The sequence below is a fragment of the Cyanobium sp. ULC082 genome (assembly GCF_977927535.1).
Genome location: NZ_OZ376397.1, coordinates 666,432 through 684,746 on the forward strand (window position 1 = coordinate 666,432; position 18,315 = coordinate 684,746).

At 64.3% G+C, this 18,315-nt stretch carries 17 protein-coding genes; 6 read left to right on the forward strand and 11 right to left on the reverse strand.

The window, feature by feature from the left end; genetic code table 11:
* Nucleotides 1-83 precede the first annotated feature (83 nt).
* Nucleotides 84-1,994 (forward strand): 1-deoxy-D-xylulose-5-phosphate synthase, encoded by a 1,911-nt coding sequence (dxs, locus tag ACXMDY_RS03620; RefSeq protein WP_259703194.1) that lies wholly within the window; start codon nt 84-86, stop codon nt 1,992-1,994.
* Nucleotides 1,995-2,086: 92 nt separating this feature from the next.
* On the opposite strand, the gene psaK is transcribed toward dxs, so the two are convergent.
* The 4 genes from psaK to ACXMDY_RS03640 all read right to left on the reverse strand — a co-directional run bounded on the left by psaK (nt 2,087) and on the right by ACXMDY_RS03640 (nt 4,215).
* Entirely contained in the window at nt 2,087-2,344 is a 258-nt protein-coding gene (gene psaK / locus ACXMDY_RS03625) for a photosystem I reaction center subunit PsaK (RefSeq protein WP_259703316.1), read from the reverse strand.
* An 89-nt stretch (nt 2,345-2,433) separates the two neighbouring features.
* Entirely contained in the window at nt 2,434-3,549 is a 1,116-nt protein-coding gene (locus ACXMDY_RS03630; protein ID WP_259703195.1) for a substrate-binding periplasmic protein, read from the reverse strand.
* Nucleotides 3,550-3,553: 4 nt separating this feature from the next.
* The gene (locus ACXMDY_RS03635; protein WP_259703196.1) at nt 3,554-3,913 is read right to left on the reverse strand and encodes a DUF3593 domain-containing protein; all 360 of its coding nucleotides are present in this window, start codon (nt 3,911-3,913) and stop codon (nt 3,554-3,556) included.
* The gene (locus ACXMDY_RS03640; RefSeq protein ID WP_259703197.1) at nt 3,910-4,215 is read right to left on the reverse strand and encodes a DUF2499 domain-containing protein; all 306 of its coding nucleotides are present in this window, start codon (nt 4,213-4,215) and stop codon (nt 3,910-3,912) included. Before ACXMDY_RS03640 ends, ACXMDY_RS03635 begins: the two co-directional genes overlap by 4 nt.
* Nucleotides 4,216-4,325: 110 nt before the next feature.
* On the opposite strand from ACXMDY_RS03640, the gene ACXMDY_RS03645 reads away from it, so the two are divergent.
* Together ACXMDY_RS03645 and csaB are read left to right on the forward strand one after the other, a co-directional pair.
* The gene (locus ACXMDY_RS03645) at nt 4,326-8,273 is read left to right on the forward strand and encodes an Ig-like domain-containing protein (protein WP_457767374.1); all 3,948 of its coding nucleotides are present in this window, start codon (nt 4,326-4,328) and stop codon (nt 8,271-8,273) included.
* A 117-nt stretch (nt 8,274-8,390) separates the two neighbouring features.
* Nucleotides 8,391-9,446: a polysaccharide pyruvyl transferase CsaB gene (gene csaB, locus ACXMDY_RS03650; RefSeq protein WP_311133958.1), complete on the forward strand. Its 1,056-nt coding sequence runs from the start codon at nt 8,391-8,393 to the stop codon at nt 9,444-9,446.
* Between the two features lie 153 nt (nt 9,447-9,599).
* Here the strand turns inward: csaB and ACXMDY_RS03655 are convergent, their stop codons facing one another.
* The 7 genes from ACXMDY_RS03655 to ACXMDY_RS03685 form a co-directional block, all read right to left on the reverse strand.
* Entirely contained in the window at nt 9,600-10,409 is an 810-nt protein-coding gene (locus tag ACXMDY_RS03655) for a mechanosensitive ion channel family protein (RefSeq protein ID WP_259703199.1), read from the reverse strand.
* Nucleotides 10,410-10,524: 115 nt separating this feature from the next.
* Nucleotides 10,525-11,097, reverse strand: coding sequence for a peroxiredoxin (locus ACXMDY_RS03660; RefSeq protein WP_259703200.1), 573 nt, complete (start codon nt 11,095-11,097; stop codon nt 10,525-10,527).
* A gap of 19 nt (nt 11,098-11,116) precedes the next feature.
* Nucleotides 11,117-11,353 carry a 50S ribosomal protein L28 gene (gene rpmB, locus ACXMDY_RS03665; RefSeq protein WP_259703201.1) on the reverse strand — a complete coding sequence of 79 codons (237 nt, stop codon included), beginning with the start codon at nt 11,351-11,353 and terminating at the stop codon, nt 11,117-11,119.
* A 72-nt stretch (nt 11,354-11,425) separates the two neighbouring features.
* Entirely contained in the window at nt 11,426-13,315 is a 1,890-nt protein-coding gene (htpG, locus tag ACXMDY_RS03670) for a molecular chaperone HtpG (protein WP_259703202.1), read from the reverse strand.
* Between the two features lie 117 nt (nt 13,316-13,432).
* Complete coding sequence (locus ACXMDY_RS03675) at nt 13,433-14,173, reverse strand: anti-sigma factor (RefSeq protein WP_259703203.1); 741 nt, start codon at nt 14,171-14,173, stop codon at nt 13,433-13,435.
* Nucleotides 14,170-14,736: a sigma-70 family RNA polymerase sigma factor gene (locus ACXMDY_RS03680; protein ID WP_259703204.1), complete on the reverse strand. Its 567-nt coding sequence runs from the start codon at nt 14,734-14,736 to the stop codon at nt 14,170-14,172. The genes ACXMDY_RS03675 and ACXMDY_RS03680 overlap by 4 nt, the downstream gene beginning before the upstream one ends.
* A gap of 40 nt (nt 14,737-14,776) precedes the next feature.
* On the reverse strand, nt 14,777-15,760 hold the full coding sequence (locus ACXMDY_RS03685) for a DMT family transporter (RefSeq protein WP_259703205.1): 984 nt from the start codon (nt 15,758-15,760) through the stop codon (nt 14,777-14,779).
* Nucleotides 15,761-15,793: 33 nt separating this feature from the next.
* Here ACXMDY_RS03685 and ACXMDY_RS03690 point away from each other — a divergent pair, with 33 nt between their 5' ends.
* Genes ACXMDY_RS03690 through ACXMDY_RS03700 form a run of 3 tightly spaced genes read left to right on the forward strand, consistent with a single transcriptional unit; the run spans nt 15,794 to nt 18,253 of the window.
* Nucleotides 15,794-16,267 carry a DM13 domain-containing protein gene (locus tag ACXMDY_RS03690; RefSeq protein ID WP_259728267.1) on the forward strand — a complete coding sequence of 158 codons (474 nt, stop codon included), beginning with the start codon at nt 15,794-15,796 and terminating at the stop codon, nt 16,265-16,267.
* A gap of 3 nt (nt 16,268-16,270) precedes the next feature.
* Nucleotides 16,271-16,984, forward strand: coding sequence for a DUF4079 domain-containing protein (locus ACXMDY_RS03695; RefSeq protein WP_259703207.1), 714 nt, complete (start codon nt 16,271-16,273; stop codon nt 16,982-16,984).
* A 21-nt stretch (nt 16,985-17,005) separates the two neighbouring features.
* A complete protein-coding gene (locus tag ACXMDY_RS03700) occupies nt 17,006-18,253 on the forward strand; it encodes a cytochrome c biogenesis protein DipZ (protein WP_259703208.1) in 1,248 nt (415 codons plus the stop codon).
* The last annotated feature ends 62 nt before the right edge of the window (nt 18,254-18,315 follow it).

Genomic DNA, 18,315 nt, shown 5'->3' on the forward strand with positions numbered 1-18,315 from the left:
AACAGGTGCAGCGGCTCAGTCTTGGCCGGGCCCGCACCTTTCGATGGAAGCCGTAGATTGATCATCAAAGAACGGGGCGGGGCATGCACCTCAGTGAGCTGAGCCATCCCAACCAATTGCATGGCTTGAGCATCGGCGAACTCGAGGTCGTCGCCCGCGAGATCCGTGAAAAGCATCTGGAGGTGGTTTCCACCAGTGGCGGTCACCTGGGTCCGGGTCTGGGGGTGGTGGAGCTCACCCTGGCTCTCTATCAGACCCTCGACCTCGACACCGACCGGGTTGTCTGGGACGTCGGCCATCAGGCCTACCCCCACAAGCTGATCACCGGCCGCTACAGCCAGTTCCATACGCTTCGTCAGCAGGGCGGGGTGGCTGGTTACCTGAAGCGCAGCGAGAGCCGCTTCGACCATTTCGGCGCCGGCCATGCCTCCACCAGCATTTCGGCGGCCCTCGGCATGGCTCTGGCCCGCGACCGCCGCGGTGAAGACTTCCGCTGCGTGGCGGTGATCGGCGACGGTGCCCTCACCGGTGGAATGGCCCTGGAGGCGATCAATCACGCCGGCCACCTGCCGAAAACCCGCTTGCTGGTGGTGTTGAACGACAACGACATGTCGATCTCACCCCCTGTGGGGGCCCTGTCCACCTACCTCAACCGCATGCGGTTGAGCCCCCCCCTCCAGTTCCTCTCCGGCAGTGCCGAAGAGGCCGTCAAGCATCTGCCATTCCTGCACGGTGAGCTTCCGGCGGAACTCAAAACCCTCAAGGAGAGCATGAAGCGTCTCTCGGTGCCCAAGGTGGGTGCGGTGTTCGAGGAGCTGGGCTTCACGTACATGGGTCCGGTGGACGGCCATGACATCGCCGACATGGTGCGCACCTTCCAGGCGGCCCATCGCTGTGAGGGCCCTGTGCTCGTGCATGTGGCCACCACAAAGGGCAAGGGTTATCCCTATGCCGAAGCGGATCAGGTGGGTTACCACGCCCAGTCGGCCTTTGACCTCAAGACCGGCAAGGCCTTCCCCTCCAGCAAGCCGAAACCACCCAGTTACAGCAAGGTGTTCGGCCAGACCCTGGTGAAGCTCTGTGAGCACGATCCCACCGTGGTCGGGATCACGGCGGCCATGGCCACCGGCACCGGCCTGGATCTGCTCGAAAAGGCCCTGCCGCACCAGTATTTCGATGTGGGCATCGCTGAGCAGCACGCCGTCACGATGGCGGCGGGCATGGCCACGGCTGGGCTCAAGCCTGTGGTGGCGATCTACAGCACGTTTCTGCAGCGTGCCTTCGATCAGCTCATTCACGATGTGGGCATCCAGAATCTTGCCGTCACCTTCGTGCTTGACCGGGCCGGCATCGTCGGTGCCGATGGCCCCACCCACCAGGGCCAGTACGACATCAGCTACCTCAGGGCCATTCCCAATTTCACGGTGATGGCTCCCAAGGACGAGGCCGAGCTCCAGAGGATGCTGGTCACCTCGATCGGCCACAGCGGACCTTGTGCGATTCGTTTCCCCCGTGGCGAAGGCGAAGGCGTGCCCCTGGCCGAGGAAGGCTGGGAACCTCTTGAGATCGGCCGGGGAGAGCAGCTCGCCGACGGCGATGACGTGTTGATCGTGGCCTATGGGGCCATGGTGTCTCCGGCGATGGCCACCGCCGGCCTGCTGCAGGAAGAGGGTGTCAGGGCGGCGGTGGTGAACGCCCGCTTCCTGCGGCCACTTGATGAGTCACTGATCGTGCCCCTGGCCCGTCGCATCGGTCGGGTGGTGACGATGGAAGAGGGTGCCCTGCCGGGCGGCTTCGGCTCTGCTGTTGTCGAAGCCCTCAATGACCACGATGTTCTTGTTCCGGTGCTGCGGATCGGCATTCCCGATCAACTGGTGGATCACGCCAGCCCTGCCCAGAGCAAGCTCTCCCTGGCTCTCACCCCTGGTCAGATGGCAGACCGCATCCGTCAGCGTTTTGCCCTTGGCCTCCAGCGCCAGCCGCTGGTCGTCTGATCGGCGCCTGGTGGGATTCGACCCACAGAGCAACCGCCCATAAAAATGGACCGAGGCGCGTGCCCCGGTCCAGTCCAACAGGTTGCGGAGATTCAGAGCACGCCGCGGGAGGCGAGGCCCTGGATGGCACCGATGCCGAAAATGTGACCAAGGCTGGTGGTGCCCAGCACCGCGCCGATGCCGAAGCCCCCGAAGAAGGAAGGATTGGGCATGGCGGCACCCTCGGATGGGTATTTGATAGTGGCCTTACCGATCGCGATGGCAATCACGTTGCAGACGATCATCACCAGGGCCACCTTCGGTGACCAGGCGATCGTGGCGGGGGCCAGAGCCAGAAGCGGAGCGATCATCATGGATCAGTAACCAACGACCCATCTTCCGGGGGAACATCCCTGCCATCACCACTCCTTAAGACTTGTTCACCGGAGGGCCGGCTTGCTCATCGGGCGACGAGCGCGTTGCGACGCAGCTCCGCCACCACACCATTGCGCTTGAGTTCGCTGATGCGCAGATCGATCCGCTCAACGATCCCCTCCGGCAGCCCTGGCGCCAGGGCGAACGCCTGGGATTCGGTTCTGATGCCGCGCAGCACCCGATCGAGGCGGGCACCCGCCAACTGCCCGCTGAGGTACTCCAGCTGGAGTTCGTCGGCCAGCATCGCGTCGGCCTGATCGTTGAGCAGCAGGCGCCCCCCCTGCTGGATCGTCTGGAGGGGGAGGATTCGCACCGGTGGGCTGGCGCCTGCCCGGTTGAGCTTCTTGAGCAGTTCCTCGCTGACGCTGCCTCGTCTGGCCGCCACCCGCAGGCCGGCGAGATCGTCAATGGAGCGGATCGCCTCCTTGCCGCCGAACTGGGGCTGCCGCACCACATTGAGGGTCACGAAGCTGACCAGCAGCGATGCCGAGACAATGCGGATCAGGTAACTCACCAGCACCAGGCTGTGGCCGCGGGTGGTCTGGGCGACGGTGTTGGTGCCAGGCCCGGTCGCCAGGATCTGGAACAGCCTGGCGAACGAACGCCGTTGCCCGTCGCGTTCGGTGCTGGGCTGGCGGCCAAGGCCTTCGATTCGCCAGAGGGCGATGCTCACCACAGCTGTTGCCGCCAGGAAGCCGCCAAGCAGGCGAAGCAGATCGGGGCTGAACAGGGAGAGCAGGATGGCGCGGCCCACGTCGATCCGGCTGCGCTGCACCAGCACCGCCTGACCACCTTCCTGGAAGGGGAGCGTGAAGCGAACCCGCTGCAACCGCTCCGGCGAAACGTTCAGGCAGCCGACGGCAAGGTCGATCTCTCCGCTCTGCACGGCCTGAAGCAGGGCCCTGGTGTCGGGCTGGGCCTTGATCACATAGGGCAGGGCTTCCTCGGTGGCGATCCGGCTCCACAGATCCACCGCCAGGCCACGCCAGATGCCCCCCTCCCGAAAGCTGCAGGGCTGGGATCCATCGGTCACCCCCACCCGCAGCACCGGCAGGGATTCGGCCTGGGCAGGCAAGCCCATCGCCGCCACGGCCACGCTGAGCAGGAGATGGCTCAACAGCGAGCGCAGAAAGAGGCTCATCGGCTCAGGGATCCGGCTGGTCGGGAGTGTCGGCGCCGTGGCCTGGGGGCTGACGGAAACCGAGCAGGATCATCAGGTTGCCGATGGTGAGGAACGCTTCGGCGCCACCATGGAGGCCATCCACATCGGCGAGTTGTCGGCCGAACTGCTGCTGGGCGATCACCGCCGCCACGATCGTGACGGCGACGAACACCAAGGTGAACTGGAACCCCCGCAGGGCGAGCTTGGGCATCCGCCCGCTGCGGCCGGCCCAGCGCAGAAAGGCCAGGTAGGGCAGCAGCGAAAGCACGAACAACGGACCGGGGTCCAGGGTGGCCAGAGGCTCCAGCAGCCAACCACCGGTGCTGGCGATGATCCCGCTCATGCTCCTTTCTCCCCCTCTGCCGGCAGCAGATTCCAGGCGGCGGCGGCCAGGGCGCCGTTGCCGATCAGGGTGGTGAACGCCTGCAGCACCACCAGCCCCTTGAGCTGGTCGGGGTTGTCGAACAGATGCCAGGTGCAGGCCGCCATCGCGCTGATCAGGGCAGGCAGCATCGCCAGGGCGATCCAGCGCCATTCCCTCTCCCGGCGCCGCTCCCCCCAGTGCACCACTGCCACGATCGCCAGGCTCCACTCAATCACCGAAGCGATGTGGATCCACCAGGTGGGCAGTGAGAGGGCGTGCATGGCTGGCGGTGCCCTGGGTGATCCGTAATGTACGGATCCCACGTCCAGATCACTGCGTTCCCCCTGGCCCAGCAGCGCTAGCAATGAGGTGGAAGCACGAGAGCTGGGCAATGACGATCAACGTTTCCTCACGTCAGGCCGAGCTGATCGTTGCTGATGGTCTCTGCCCGGCGATTGCCACCTTGTTGCCGGCCGGGCTTCATCCGGTGGAGGCCCTGGGAGCTGAACCCGAGCCCCTCCAGGCGATTGGGGATGTATTGCAGCAGCATCCTGGCGTGCAGACCCTGCATCTGGTGGCCCACGGGGCTCCTGGTGGTTTCTGGATCGGTGGCCGCTGGATTGATCGGCGGGCCCTGAGCGCCAACGCCGAAATATTGGGCCACTGGGGCGTGGAGCGGATCGCCCTGTGGTGCTGTGACACCGGGGCAGACAGGGAGTTTGTGACCCTGCTGGCGGAACTCACCGGGGCTGATGTGTTGGACAGTGCCACGTCATTGGTGGGCGGAGCGCCTGAGGTCAGCTGGCGACTGGGGGATGGGGCTGGCGCGATGGCAGCGCCGTTTCAATCTGCGCAGATTGGCAGCTGGCCCTATCGGCTTGGCGTGGCGGTGACGCCCATACCCATCGCCTCACCGGGGCGGACAAACCAGGAAAATCGCAATCTCTATGCCTTTGCGGCGCTCAAGGTCGATGGTTCCGTCGTCACATGGGGAAACCCCCTCTACGGCGGCGACAGCCTTGCAGTTGCCACCCATCTCTCCTCAGGTGTTACCCAGATTTTCTCAACCGCCAGCGCCTTTGCGGCACTCAAGGCCGATGGCTCCGTCGTCACCTGGGGAAAGTCCCGCAATGGAGGCAACAGCAGTGGGGTGGCTTCACAGCTCTCCTCTGGTGTCGCCCAGATTTCCTCCACTGAAAATGCCTTTGCGGCTCTCAAGGCCGATGGCTCCGTCCTCACCTGGGGATTCGTCGTAAAGGGATTCCCCTCCAGTGGCGACAGCAGTGGCGTAGCGGCAAAGCTCTCCTCGGGTGTCACCCAGGTCTTCTCCAGCCAATATGCCTTCGCGGCACTCAAGGCTGATGGTTCCGTCGTCACTTGGGGTTGGGGTGGCGGCGGCGGCGACAGCAGTGCGGTGGCCGCCCAGCTCTCCTCTGGTGTCGCTCAGATCATCTCCAGCTCCTATGCCTTCGCGGCACTCAAGGCTGATGGCTCTGTTGTCACCTGGGGAGGTTTCGTCGGCAACAGCATTGCGGTGGCTCCTCAGCTCTCCTCCGGGGTTACTCAGATCTTTGCCACCGGGTTTGCCTTCGCGGCACTCAAGGCCGATGGCTCCGTCGTCACTTGGGGTAGCAGCGGTGGTTGGGGTAGCGGCGGTGGCGACAGCAGTGCGGTGGCCGCCCAGCTCTCCTCTGGTGTCACTAAAATATATTCAAACAGCGTCGCCTTTGCGGCACTCAAGGCCGATGGCTCCGTCGTCACTTGGGGTAGCAACGGTGGCGACAGTAGTGCGGTGGCCGCCCAGCTTTCTTCTGGTGTCACCCAGATCTTCTCAACCAGTGGCGCCTTCGCGGCACTCAAGGCCGATGGCTCCGTTGTCACCTGGGGAGACGCATCCGACGGAGGCGACAGTAGTGCGGTGACCGCCCAGCTCTCCTCTGGTGTCACCCAGATCTTCTCAACCAGCGGCGCCTTCGCGGCACTCAAGGCCAATGGTTCCGTCGTCACCTGGGGAGACGCCTCCGACGGAGGCGACAGCAGTGGTGTGGCTGCCCAGCTTTCCTCTGGTGTCACCCAGATCTTCTCAACCAGTGGCGCCTTCGCGGCACTCAAGGCCAATGGTTCCGTCGTCACCTGGGGAAGCAGCACCGAGGGAGGCAATAGCAATGGTGTGGCTGCCCAGCTCTCATTCGGTGTGGTGGGGTTTGCCAATCCGTTTACTGATGATCGGCTGCTCTTGCCAACCTCCAGCGCAATAATCACATCAGTCAGCGACAACTTCGGCGCCTTTCAAGGGCAGGTGGCCAATGGTGCTGCTAACGATGACAGAACTCCAACCATTTCCGGCACCCTCTCAGCGCCCCTGGCGGAGGGTGAAACTGTGCATATCTTCAATGGGCCCGCTTTCCTTGGCATTGCCACGGTCGACAACACCTCGACGTACTGGAGTTACACACCCACCCTGCCGGCCAGTCCTGATGAAAACTATTCGCTGACCGCACGGGTCTCGAATGCCTCCGGCGATCTCGGTGTTGGCTACGCACCGCGCACCTTCACACTCGACACCATTGCACCGACGAAAACAGCAGCCATCACCGATGTCAGCGACGACGCCGGATTGATCCAGGGCACAGTTGCTGCTGCTGGCAGCACCGATGACCTCACGCCCACCATCACAGGCACCCTCTCATCCCCCCTGGCGGCGGGTGAAACCCTGCGCCTTTTCAATGGGGCCGCTCTCCTTGGCTTCGCCACGGTCGACAACACCGCCAAGACCTGGGCCTACACACCCACCCTGTCTTCCACAGCTAGTACAAGTTATTCTCTCACTGCCCGCGTGGCAGATGCAGCGGGCAATCTAGGTGTCACCTCAGCAGCCCGCACCTTCAGACTTGACAGCACCGCAGTGATCAGCACGGTCACCGACAACGTCGGCCGGATTCGAGGTCAGGTCGCACCTGGAGGCTTCACTGATGACACCACGCCAACCATCAGCGGAATGCTCTCAGCTCCCCTGGCCGCTGGCGCAACACTCCAACTGTTCAATGGCGCCACCCTCCTTGGCAGTGCCGTCGTTAACAACTACTGGAAAACCTGGTCGTTCATTCCGACCCTTCCTGCCACGCCAGGTGCCACGTATTCGATCAAGGCACACGTCGTCGATCCTGCAGGCAATCGCGGGCCCGCATCAGCGGCCCGCAGCTTCACGCTGACCACCACCACGCCACTGACCACCGCAGTGATCACCAGTGTTGGTGACAACGTGGGTGCGATCCAGGGCCCTGTGGCGCCTGGTGGCTTCACCGACGACACCACACCAACGATCAGCGGCACGGTCTCGGCTCCCCTAGCCGCTGGCGAAAGCCTTCTCATCTTCAGGGGAAACACCTTGCTTGGCAGCGCCACGGTTGATAACGCCGCCAAAACCTGGACCTACGCGCCCACGCTGCCGGTCAGCCCTTATGGCGGCTATGCGCTCACCGCACGGGTCTCGAATGGAGCCGGCGTCCTCGGTGTTGCTACTTCGACAAGCACGTTCATCCTTGACACCACCGCCCCATCACTTAAATCTTCCTTGCCACTGGACGGGGCCATCGGTGTGGATCCTGCCGCCAACATCACCCTCAGATGGTCGGAGCCGATTCACCTTGGCAGCGGCCTGATCCAGCTGCGTTCCGGCTCAGCCACCGGGCCGATCATCGAAAGCTTCGATGCGGCCAGCAGCAGCCGGCTCAGCAACAGTGGTGCCGGCCTCAGAATCGACCCCAGCAGCAACCTGGCGCCCAACACCCAGTACGTCCTGTCCATCCCTGCCGGTGCCTTGCTTGATCGGGCCGGCAACCCCTACGCCGGCACCAGCAGCTATGGCTTCCGTACCGCCAATGTCGTTTCCGGCACGGCCGTGAGTGACACCCTCCTGTTCGCATCCACCGTCGATCGCATCACCGGCCTCGCAGGTGCCGACACCTTCAGGCTTTCCTCCCTCAGCGATGCCCTGCTTCCAGCCAGCGCCACCACCCCCATCGATCGGATCACCGATTTCGCCACCGGTCTCGACAGCATCGATGCGCCCGTGGCCCGCAACCTGGCCACGGCACTGAACCCCACCGCATTCGGCGCCGTATCGGACCTAAGCGCTGCCGCCATCGGTGCGGTGCTCACCCCGGCCAGCTTCCCTGCGCTCACCACCACCTCAGTCGGTGGTGCCGCCACGTTCACCTTCGGGACCCGCACTTTCCTCGCCATCAACGATGGCATTGCCGGTTTCTCCGCCACCAGCGATTCCATCCTGGAGATCACCGGTTTCAGCGGCAACCTGAATCAGCTCAAGATCTTCTGATCTGCCTCGCCAGAGCTTTCATGCCCGGGTGATCGTGACAACAGCCACCAGCCGGCAGCAGGTTGAAAGGTGCGATGCTTCGCCACAGCAGATCCAGGCGTTTTGGCTGTCCAGCCGGTGTTGGCGAGGAAAGTGCTGCTCTGCGGCTACTACGGCGAGCACAACCTTGGCGATGACGCCCTGCTCGAGGCGCTGCTGCTGCAGTTGCCCGAGGGTGTCGATCCCCTCGTCACGGCTCATGACCAGGCCGAAGTGGAGCAGCGCTTCGGTGTCAGCACCTGTCCGCGGCGCCGGCTCAAGACGGTGTTGCAGGCCCTGGCCGGCTGCGATGCCCTGGTGCTCGGCGGAGGCAGCCTGCTGCAGGACGCCACCAGCTTCCGAAGCCTGCTGTACTACGCCGCCCTGATCGTGAGCGCAGGTCTGCAGGGCAAGCCAGTGCTGCTCTGGGGACAGGGTCTGGGCCCGTTGCAGCGCCGCTCCAGCCGCTGGCTCGTCTCGCGTCTATTGCCCGTAGCGCGAGCGATCAGTTGGCGGGATCCACAGTCGGCTGCACTGGCGGCAGGTTGGGGCACCGAGGCACCGGTCGGAAGCGATCCGGTCTGGTCACTACCGCCAATGGCCTGGCAGGGGTCTGGAGGGGCGATCGTGCTGTGCTGGCGCTCCAGTTCCCTTTTGAAGCCGGCCGGTTGGAGATTGCTGCTGGCCGCCATCGATGGGCTGGCCGCTCGCCTCGATCGCCCCGTGCTCTGGCTGCCGTTCCATCGCGAGCAGGACCATGGACTGCTTGCTGAGCTGATCCAACAGGGGCTGCTGCCGCCATCGCTGGTCGCCCGCAGCCAGGAATGGCCGGTTGAGCGCCCTGAGCAGGCGATGGCCTGCTTTGCCAGGGCAGGGCTGGTGGTGGCGATGCGCCTGCATGGATTGATCCTGGCGGCCCTCTCCGGGGCTCCCTGTGCGGCCCTGAGCTACGACCCCAAGGTGCGTGTTGCCGCGCAATCGATCGGCTGCCCCTGCACAGATCTGGATGGGATCGAACGCCAGTGGCCTGATGCGGCCGATCTGGCGGCAGGCTGGCACGATGCCGTCGATCGTCCGCCTCAGGCTGGAAGGATCGAGAAGATCCGTCAGCAGACCCAGGTGCACCGTGCCTTGCTGCAGACCCACCTCAGCTGACCACAACGCACCGACGGTGCTGCCTGCAAACCGATGAATCGCGTCAAGCTACAGATCCTGCTCAGCGTGCTGATCCCACTCGGAGCGATCGCCTGGTGGCTGGCCAGCCTGGGATTCTTCGATTCGCCTTAGCGGTTGTGAGTGGCCAACTGTTCAGTTGCTGGAAACATCGGCCATGGCAACGGGAATGCGGGGCACCGGGAAGCCGTTGCTGCCGAGCACATCGACGATCATGCGGTTCGTGTCGAAATAAACCTGCCAGTAGTGGTCGGTGTGGGTGTAGGGCCGCACGGCAAGTTTCGGGCCCCGTTCGGTGAATTCGAGCACTTCCACATCGCCGGTCATGCCCTCGTATTGATTCGGAATCCGCTGGAGGCCCTCCTTCAGCAGTGCCACGGCCCGCCCCACATCAGCGCTGTTGTCGAGCTGGGCGACAAGTTCGACCCGACGAAAGGGGTGAACGGAGTAATTCTGAATCGTTTCGCTGAAGAGCTTTCCGTTCGGAATGATGTTGCGGACGTTGTCCGGGGCGAGAACGGAGCTCACAAACATGCCGATCTCCTCCACGGTGCCGGTCACCCCTGCGGCCGTGATGAAGTCCCCCACACTGAACGGCCTGAACACCTGCAGGAAGACGCCTGCGGCGAAGTTGCCGAGCATGCCGCTCCAGGCCGCGCCGATCGCCACACCGGCACCGGCCAGGAGTGCGGCGAAGCTGGCCGTTTCGATCCCGAAGAAACCGAGGATCGCCACCACCAGGATCACCCGCAACACCGCCGCGAGGATGTTGAGCAGATAGGAAACCACCGTGGCATCGAGGCTGCTGTGGCGCAGGGAGCTGCGCAGCAGACGCACGGCCAGGGAGATCAGCCAGCCACCCGCAATCCAGAGGGCGACAGCCCCGACGAGCTTGAACAGAAACGGAACGACGATGCTGGTGATCAGCGCGATGCTGGTGGGCACAAAAAACAAACCAGAAACTGCTGACACCCTGAAGGGTGCCAGGGGCAGGAGTCAACGAAATGTCGAGGTCTGTTGATGGTTCCCTGAAGGGCCCTGGCGGTCTGCCGACCCCCGCTCAGCTGCTCTGGGACGGCTGCTGGAGGCTTTGCCGACGCTTGAGCTCTCTCAGCAGCTCCTGGCTGTGGCCGTTGGGGCGCACTGCCACCCATCGGGCCCGCAGGATTCCATCGGGATCGATCAGAAAGCTGTGGCGCTGGGAATAGGGCGGCAGCCAGGAGCCGTAGCGCTGGCTCACCGTCCCGGCGGGGTCGGAAAGGAGTGGATAGCTCAGGCCTTCACTGTCGCAGAAGGAGGCATGGTCGCTGAGATCATCGGCGCTGATCCCGACCACGTCAGCGTTGAGGGCATGAAAGCGGGCCAGGTCGTTCTGGAAACCGCGTGCCTCGATCGTGCAGCCGCCGGTGAAATCCTTGGGGTAGAAGTAAAGAGCCAGCCAGCGGCCCCGGAAGTCGGCGAGCGCAAGCTCTTTCGGGGCGTCTGCACCGGCTGTGAAGGCAGGCAGAAGAAAATCCGGGGCCGGTTGCTCCAGCTCTGGCAAAACCCCTCCGATGGCCAGGGCCTCAGAAGGTCGCCATATGGAAGCAGCCACGAGAACCGTGGCACCTGTCAGCAGCGAACGACGATTCACGGCTACAGAAACGGCCTGATCAGATCTTGGCGAGGTTGATGCCCAGTTCGCGGGCGTAGGCGCCAAGACCTTTCTTCTGGATGGTGCGAAGGGTGCTGGTGGCCACACGCAGCTTCAGCCAGCGGTTGCCTTCGGCCCACCACAGGCGCCGCTCCTGCAGGTTCACCTGCTGGAGCTTTTTGGTGCGCACGTGGGAATGGCTGACGGCCATGCCGTTGTTGGCACGCTTACCGGTGAGTTGGCAGACCCGGGACATGACGTTCAGCCGTTGAAAATGACAAACGGGCTGAGCCCGAGGTAACGAACTTAGCAAACAGGAGGCGGGGCCTCAAAGCCCCCGCGCCATCAGCCGTCCCATCAGGTCGGAGCTGCGTTGCTGGAAGCCGGCCAGCTCATTGGGCTCCAGGCCCCCCACCGAGAGGCGGGCCAGCTCGTAGATGTGACGACCGAGGTCGTCGGCCAGCTGCTGACTGGGGGAGCTGCCGGCCCCCGTGATCACAGAGCCGGCGGAGAGCTTCAGCAGGCCCTCCACCAGGGGATGGCGGCGGTTGATCAGCAGCACGTGGTGATCGGGCAGGCCAGGAAGCCGTTGCTCCATCAGCGCGCCCATGTCGTTGATGCGTCGCATCTGCTCCGGCAGCAGGATCAGGGCGGCCGGCGCGACATCCCCTTTGAGGGCCTGCACCTGGATGGTCACCTTGTCGTTGGCGAGGGCTGCTTTGAACAGGCTTCGCAACTGCTCGGAGCTGTCCTTCCCCTGAGCATCGATCAGCTCGCTCTCCTTCTCCTGGAGGCTGTCGTCGAGTTCGGCATCAACGCGGCGGAAGGTGAGCTCCTCGTGGCGCGCTTCCAGCCAGGGAATGAACTGGGCATCGATCAGCGAATCGGCCAGCAGCACCTCAGCGCCCTGGCCCCGCCAGAGCGAGAGAGCACCAGCCTGACCAGCCTCATCGGTGCAATAAAGAATGCGCTTGTCGTTTTCGGCCGCCAGGCGATTTCGGTAGGCGGAGAGGGTGGTGAAGGTTTTCCCCTCAACGGCGATCGGCTCGGGCTCGGCGGCTGCGGCTGTGGTGCCGAACAGCACCAGATCGGCCACCTGCTCGGCGAACTTGTCATCTTCCATGGCGCCGATCTTGATGAAGGGGGCGATGCCCTCCCAGATCTCGGCATACCGCTGGGGGTCGTCTTTCTGGAGCTGCTTGAGCCGGTCTCCCACCTTCTTGGCCACAAAGCCACCGATCGAGCGCACGCGGCGGTCGGTCTGGAGGGCGGAGCGGCTCACGTTGAGGGGGATGTCGGGCGAGTCGATCACGCCACGCAGGGGCAGCAGGTAGCGGGGCACCACCTCCTTGATCGAATCAGAAACAAACACCTGATTGCAATAGAGGCGGATCTCACCCTTCTCCCAATCGCCCCGGCCGGTGAGTTTTGGGAAGTAGAGGATGCCCTGCAGGGTGTAGGGGTAGTCGGTGTTGAGGTGCACCCAGAGCAGCGGATCACCCTGGAACGGGTAGAGATAGCGGTAGAGCTCGATGTAGTCGTTGTCGGTGAGATCGCGGGCACTCTGGCGCCAGGGTGCCTGGCGTTTGTTCACCGTTTCGCCTTCCAGCTGCACGTCCACCGGCAGGAAGTCGCAGTAGGTGGTGATCAGCGAGCGGATGCGGGAGGGCTCGATATATTCCAGTTCCTCCTCCTGCAGGTGCAGGATCACATCGGTGCCGGGCTCGGCGCTCTCGCCCGATTCGAGGCTGAAGTTGGGGGAGCCGTCGCAGCTCCAGCGCACGGCCTCGGAGCCGGCGCGGGCACTGAGACTTACCAGCTCAACCTTGGCTGCCACCATGAAGCTGGAGTAGAAGCCAAGGCCGAAGTGGCCGATGATGGCATCGTCTTCGCGCTTGTATTTCTCCAGAAACTCTTCGGCGCTGGAGAAGGCCACCTGGTTGATGTAGCGCTTCACTTCATCGGCCGTCATGCCGATGCCGTTGTCGCTGATGGTGAGCGTTTTTGCTTCCCTGTTGATACGGATCTGAATCCTGCCTTCCTCACCCTCGCTGCAATCACCCGCCATCGCGGCCATGCGGCGCTTGCTGATCGCATCGACACCGTTGCTGACCAGCTCCCGCAGAAACACCTCATGGCCGGAATACACGGCCTTCTTGATGATCGGAAAAATGTTTTCGGTGTGGATCTGAATCTGGCCTTGTTCCAGCACCGTCATGGCAAATGAAGGATGAATCTTGTCTTGCTGACCTTAGTGAAAGGCTGTGGAGCTGATCAAGGGCCCCGGAGGAGGGGTGACCGAACCACGGGCGCGCTGGCCTGAGCCAGGCTCGCTTCAGAGGCTGCTGCTGAGCAGCATCGGCCCGGTGGGCGAACGGCCGATCGGATCGGTTTCCAGGCTCACGCTCACGCTGGTGGCCAGGCTGGTGGGCATCGGTGGGATCAACATCGCCACATGGCCCTGCTCCGTGGGCACGAAGGAGACGCAGCCCATCAGCTCGCCATCAACCCTGGCCCAGAGCCGATAGAAGTGTCGGGGTGGGGCTGGCGGCAGATTGTTCAACATCAGCACGTTGTGGGTCGGGTTGCCCGTCACCATCACCTCCCCGTTCGTCGGGAGGCCGGCGGTGGTGGTTTCCAGCGGCAGGCGCCTCGGCGCGGTGGCGCTGCTTGGCCAGGCTGAGCGGATCTCACCCTGAGCCTGGCTGCTGAGTTGGTTCTGAAGCTGGGCCAGTTGCCGGCTGGTCTGCTGCTGCACGAGGCCAAGGCCGATCACGGCGACGCCCAGCAGGGCTGTGAACCCCCAGACGAAGGGCCTGGCCGGGCTGGACTGCCGATCCCGCTGCTCAAGCAGCCGGTGGCGGAGGCGCAGCGGTGGCGTCGCCGCCGGCAAGGCCAGGGGGAGCAGTTCCAGGGTGGTCTGGAATTCGCCGAGGCGATCGCGCAACTCAGGCCTGTGAAGCAGCAATGACGAGAGCTGCTCCCGTTCGGCTGCATCCAGGTCACCGAGGGCATGGCCAGCCAGCAGGGCGTCGCTTGAGCTCTCCGGGTTGCTGTCGTGGGGGTGGGGGTTCATGGGGTGCTCCGGAAATCGATCAGCAGCTCCCGCAGGCGGATCAGGCCCTGTCGGGAGCGGGTCTTGACGGTGCCGAGGGGCTGTTGCAACCGCTCCGCGATGGCCGACTGGCTCAGGCCTTCGTAGTAAGCCATCTCCAGTACCTCGCGTTGATTGGTCGGAATCGCCGCGAGGGCCGTGCGAACCCTGCCGGCCAGATCTTCGGCCTCCGCACTGGCCTGGGGGCCGGGCCCAGCACGGGGGAACAACTGCTGTGACCAGCGTTGCAGCAGCTGCCAGCGGTTCTTGCGCTGGTTGATCCGGTTGATTGCCATCGAGCGGGTCAACATCAACAGATAGGCCAGCACCGGTCCGCGGGAAGGTTCGTAGCGGTCCTGTTGCCAGTAGCGCAGAAAGACGTCGTGACAGAGATCTTCCGCCTCCTGGCTTGAGCAGCAAAGCCGCAGGGCCAGGCGATACACCGGCCCTGAGCAGGCGTCATAGAGGCCGGCCAGATCGTCATGGGGTGGCTGGTGTGCCATCAGCGCCTTGTCCAACGCTGCCCGGATCGGAGAATCAGCCATCGATGGTCGGAGTCCCATGCAGGCCGTCGCGGCGGCACCGTCAGGAGATGTACCGGCGAAGGACCGGATCGGATCGCTTGGCACGGTGGCTGATCAGGATCCCGGCCAGCAGGATCACCACCCCCGCCATGGTTGCCATGCCGAGGGGCTCCCCCAGCAGCAGAGCCGCGCTGGCGATCGCCACCACGAGCGTCAGGGAACCCCAGATCGACACGGTCGCCACGCTGCAGTGGCGATAGGCCAGCGCCAGGGCCCGGCTGCTCCCGAGCGAGAGGGTGAGGCCGTAGATCAGGATCACTCCCACGACCCAGCGCAGGTTGAGCAGGTGGAAGTGGCCGGGTCCGAACAGCACCAGAGCGATGATTCCGAACAGCAGCGCCGAGATCGTTGAGGGAATGCCCACCGTGACCACGGCCGGCCAGTGCCGGGTGGCGATGCTGCGACCGGTCACGGCGGTGGAGCTGAAGGCCAGCACTCCCACCAGGGCCCAGCCGTAGCCGCTCAGCTGATCGCCATGTCCACCCGCCGCCGCCATCGCCGCCCCTGGCAGCAACAGCCCAGTGGCGATCAGGCTGAGACTGAGCCAGAAACCCCGCGGCAGGGTTTCAGCAAGAAACTGACGGGCCAGCAGGGCTGAGACCGGCAGAACCAGTGCAAACAGCAGGGTCTGGCTGATCACCGACAGGGATTCGAGGGCGAAGTAGTAGGCGATCGGGCCGATGAACAGCCCCAGCCCGGCATCGATGAACAGCAGCTTTCGATCCGCCACGTTCAACAGGGCCATCCCAGGCCCGATGGAGGCCCTTCCCGGGATCAGGGAGGCCAGTCCGATCACCAGCTGGGCCACGAAAAAGACGTTGCAGAAGCTGATCGGGTTTTCACCGTTCACCGTGTGGGCGGCTCCATAGGTCTGCAGGGCTTTGAGCACCGTTGCATCAAGTCCCTTGAGCAACACGTACAGGCCGAGGGGCAGAACGCTCCGCCAGGCCGGATCCTTGAGCACCAATCCGATCGGTTCGTTCATCGGTAGAGGGAATGTTCTCAGTCTGCATTCGTCATGACGGCTCTCAAGACAACCCTGATCAGCGCCCTGGCTCTGGCCATGATCGGCGGCTCCGCAGTTCCCGTTCAGGCCCAGAGCATGATGAAGGACGACAAGATGATGGCCCCGGCTGGTGCCACCGCCAAGCACAGCTTCCGCAAGGCCGAAGCGCCGGTCAGCGGCAGCTTCATGGTCAAGAAGGAAGGCGGCAAGCAGCTGCTGGTGCTCAGCAGTGATTTCAAGACCAATGACATGGCTCCCGACCTGAAGGTGATCTTCAGTCCGTCGGCCACCCCCCTGGCGAGCACCAAGGCCCCCGGCTATCCACTTAAGGCCGGCACCTACACGATTCTGGCCTCGCTGAAGTCTGCCGCCGGCGCCCAGAGCTATGTGATTCCTGCCTCGATCGACCTGGGCAAGCAGGGATCGGTGCTGATCTGGTGCAAGAAGTTCAACGCCACGATGGCCTGGGCCCCGCTGAAGCCCTGAGCCATGCAATCCGTCGACTGGCTCTGGCTGCTCCACCCGGCCCTGGCGGTGGTGCTGGTTTACCCCTTGCTGGGAATGGTGCTGCGCCTGGCGCAGCAGACCCGGGACCGCCGCCTCACCCAGGCCAAGCATCCGCCCACGGTGGGCCGGGATCACGCCGATCTGGGCAAGTGGCTGGCGGCTGCGGTGGTGGCGATCGTGCTGCTCGCCGAAGCTGTGGTGATCGTCACCAAGCATCCCCTCTCCTCCTTCGAGGGGGGAGCCTCCAGGCTGGCGCTGCTTCTTTTGGTGCTGATCGGATCCGGGGTCGCCCTGGCGGCTCTCTGGAGGGTGAAGCGAGCCGCCTATCGGGCCAGTTTTGCCCTGCTCTGCTGGGCAGGTGTGATCGGTCTTGGCCTGCAGCCGGAGGTGTTCCGGCTCAGCGACAACCCCTTTGATCCCGCCTTCTGGCAATCGCACTTCTGGGGCGGTATCGGCCTCGCCGGCCTGATGCTGTTCTCGGTGGCCTGCCGGCCCGAGATCCACAAGCACCTGCGCTGGCGCCGGCTGCATATCAGTGCCAACGTCCTGGCCGCCTTGATCTTCCTGGCCCAGGGGATCAGCGGCCCCAGGGATCTGCTGGAAATCCCGCTCAGCTGGCAGAAGGCCACGATCTACGCCTGCGATTTCCAGGCAAAAACCTGCCCAGCCCAGGCACCGGGATCCCCGCCCCCCTGATCTCCCTCGCACCTCAACGCCATGGTGCTGCTGCTGCTGGCCTTCCTGGCCGGGGGGCTGACCATTCTCAGTCCCTGCATTCTTCCGGTCCTGCCGTTCGTCTTCAGCCGCGCCGGCCAGCCATTTTTCCGCAGCGGCCTGCCCCTGCTGGCGGGGATGGCCCTCAGTTTCACCGCCGTGGCTTTGCTGGCAGTGCTTGGTGGCAGCTGGGCTGTGCGCGCCAACCTGCTCGGCCGAACGGCGGCACTCGTGCTTCTGGGCTGCTTCGGACTGGCCCTGGTGGCGCCAAGATTTGCCGAGCGAATCTGTCAACCCTTGGTGCGTCTGGGGGGCCGGCTTGCGCTTCGCCAGGAGCGGGGGGGCGGATCCGGCACGGGGCCTGCCCCTTCGGTTCTGCTGGGCGTGGCGACCGGCCTGCTCTGGGCGCCCTGCGCCGGGCCGATTCTTGGCCTGGTCCTAACCGGCGCGGCACTGCAGGGAGCCACCCCCCAGACGGTTCTGCTGTTACTGGCCTACGCCCTTGGAGCCGTCACTTCCCTGGCGCTTGTCCTGCTGGCCGGCGGTCGTCTCGCTCTGGCCTTGAAGGGGGCCGTGCCTGCTGCCGTCTGGTGGCGCCGTGGCCTTGGTGGCGCCGTTTTGCTCAGCGTGGGGGCCATCGCCCTGGGGCTTGATCAGGCCTCCCTGGCCCGGTTCGCCCTGGCGGATACCAACGCCCTGGAGAAAACCCTGCTCCGGCATGGGCCAACCAGGCCACCAGGGGGTTCGGCTGTGATCGCAGCGAGCAACCTGCCTGTTCTGGGCACACTGCCCCCCTTCCCAAAGGGGGCGGTGTGGCTGCATTCTCCACCGCTCAGCCGTGATCAGCTCTGGGGCAAGGTGGTGCTGATTGATATCTGGACCTATTCCTGCATCAACTGCGTGCGCACTCTTCCCCATGTGCGGGCCTGGGCTCAGAAGTACAGGAACCACGGTCTGGTGGTGATCGGGGTGCATTCGCCGGAGTTTGCCTTCGAGCGTGACCTCGCCAATGTGCGCAAGGCCAGCGGCAGACTGGGGGTGACCTTCCCGGTGGTGATCGACAACGACTTCACGATCTGGAAGGCCTTCAACAACACCTACTGGCCGGCTTTTTACTTCATCGACCATCAGGGACGCATCCGCGCCAGCCACTTCGGAGAAGGTTCCTATGCCAAGTCGGAGCAGACGATTCAGCAGCTGCTGCGCGAAGCGGGCTTCCGCAATGTGCCCACTGGTCTGGTCAGGCCCTGAAGCACCATGAGCATCGCCCCGTTGCTTCCCCCGATCCTCCGGTCGATGGTCCGGCGGCATCG

Bases quoted from the DNA above. Each gene is read 5' to 3' on its own strand.
- ACXMDY_RS03630 (WP_259703195.1), bottom strand. From the start codon at position 3,549: ATGAGCCTCTTTCTGCGCTCGCTGTTGAGCCATCTCCTGCTCAGCGTG.
- ACXMDY_RS03695 (WP_259703207.1), top strand. From the start codon at position 16,271: ATGCAATCCGTCGACTGGCTCTGGCTGCTCCACCCGGCCCTGGCGGTG.
- htpG (WP_259703202.1), bottom strand. From the start codon at position 13,315: ATGACGGTGCTGGAACAAGGCCAGATTCAGATCCACACCGAAAACATT.
- ACXMDY_RS03690 (WP_259728267.1), top strand. From the start codon at position 15,794: ATGACGGCTCTCAAGACAACCCTGATCAGCGCCCTGGCTCTGGCCATG.
- rpmB (WP_259703201.1), bottom strand. From the start codon at position 11,353: ATGTCCCGGGTCTGCCAACTCACCGGTAAGCGTGCCAACAACGGCATG.
- ACXMDY_RS03675 (WP_259703203.1), bottom strand. From the start codon at position 14,173: ATGAACCCCCACCCCCACGACAGCAACCCGGAGAGCTCAAGCGACGCC.
- psaK (WP_259703316.1), bottom strand. From the start codon at position 2,344: ATGATCGCTCCGCTTCTGGCTCTGGCCCCCGCCACGATCGCCTGGTCA.
- ACXMDY_RS03700 (WP_259703208.1), top strand. From the start codon at position 17,006: ATGGTGCTGCTGCTGCTGGCCTTCCTGGCCGGGGGGCTGACCATTCTC.
- ACXMDY_RS03645 (WP_457767374.1), top strand. From the start codon at position 4,326: ATGACGATCAACGTTTCCTCACGTCAGGCCGAGCTGATCGTTGCTGAT.
- dxs (WP_259703194.1), top strand. From the start codon at position 84: ATGCACCTCAGTGAGCTGAGCCATCCCAACCAATTGCATGGCTTGAGC.
- ACXMDY_RS03635 (WP_259703196.1), bottom strand. From the start codon at position 3,913: ATGAGCGGGATCATCGCCAGCACCGGTGGTTGGCTGCTGGAGCCTCTG.
- ACXMDY_RS03680 (WP_259703204.1), bottom strand. From the start codon at position 14,736: ATGGCTGATTCTCCGATCCGGGCAGCGTTGGACAAGGCGCTGATGGCA.
- ACXMDY_RS03685 (WP_259703205.1), bottom strand. From the start codon at position 15,760: ATGAACGAACCGATCGGATTGGTGCTCAAGGATCCGGCCTGGCGGAGC.
- ACXMDY_RS03640 (WP_259703197.1), bottom strand. From the start codon at position 4,215: ATGCACGCCCTCTCACTGCCCACCTGGTGGATCCACATCGCTTCGGTG.